This window comes from Lysobacter sp. TAF61, assembly GCF_052113485.1.
Lineage (GTDB): Bacteria > Pseudomonadota > Gammaproteobacteria > Xanthomonadales > Xanthomonadaceae > Lysobacter_J.
In genome coordinates this window covers 1-782 of sequence record NZ_JBFRDH010000027.1, presented here as the reverse complement: position 1 = coordinate 782, position 782 = coordinate 1, and the positions used below count along the sequence as shown (strand labels likewise).

Below are 782 nucleotides of genomic sequence, written 5' to 3'. Positions count from 1 at the left end.
CCGCCGCGTATGATGCTGGCTGGGCGGTTATTGGACTCTCCTTGTTCGGGCCGCTTTTCGCGCTTCAAGCAGTCTCGGGGTTGGCCTTAGACAATTGGTGGGTGGCAAGCATCGATCGCAGGATCATGCCTTACAGCTACTGGTGGAGGGTTGTGTTCTTTGGACTTGGCGCTGCAGGATTCGCTTATCGCATCTTCGTTCCGGTGGCAGCCTAGGCGCGTGGGCTTGCCGCCTAACAGTTCATTCAAGCCGAAGCCACTTCGTGGCTCGGCTTAATTCAGGCGTTAGGGCTCAGATGAAGGTAATCGCAGAAGAACCATGGGCGTGGATGCTCTTCAGCAATGAGGATGGCGCCCTGTTCTTGACCGCGATGTGCGGATCAGTAGGCCTCTACTCGGTAGACTTCCAGCTCACCGAAGACGAGGCGGCCAGTTTTTCCGCTACCGGCAGATCCGCCTTGGAGGCCTTGGCTCGTGATGTCTCGTATCACCCTTCCAAGTATCAGGGGCGGCACATCGCCAACTTCACCGACGCGCCCGGCATCAAAGGCGCGGTGTCAGGTTGGCGCAGTCAACGTGCTGCGCCCTAACAATTCGTTCAAGCCGACACCACTCCGCGGTGCGGCTTAACTCTGGCGTTAGGCCTGCTTGAGATCCATCGATGACCAAAGATGAGTTCATCCACCGACGGAAGATCCTTGGTAGGGAATCACCAAGGTTCGACTCGCTCGTTGCCGTCGCCATAGTTGCCTTAGCAGTTCTTGGTGTTCCGCTCTCCAGGCA

Annotated in this window: 2 protein-coding genes; both read left to right on the top strand. The window is 57.5% G+C overall.

The window, feature by feature from the left end; translation table 11 throughout:
• On the top strand, window positions 1–215 hold a 215-nt coding region (locus tag AB4Y64_RS17690), incomplete at its 5' end, for a hypothetical protein (protein WP_441817759.1).
• 80 nt (window positions 216–295) lie between these two features.
• Window positions 296–589, top strand: coding sequence for a hypothetical protein (locus AB4Y64_RS17685; RefSeq protein WP_441817758.1), 294 nt, complete (start codon window positions 296–298; stop codon window positions 587–589).
• Window positions 590–782: the final 193 nt, after the last annotated feature.

Excerpts from the sequence above, each read along its gene's own strand:
- AB4Y64_RS17685 (WP_441817758.1), top strand. The coding sequence starts at position 296 with ATGAAGGTAATCGCAGAAGAACCATGGGCGTGGATGCTCTTCAGCAAT.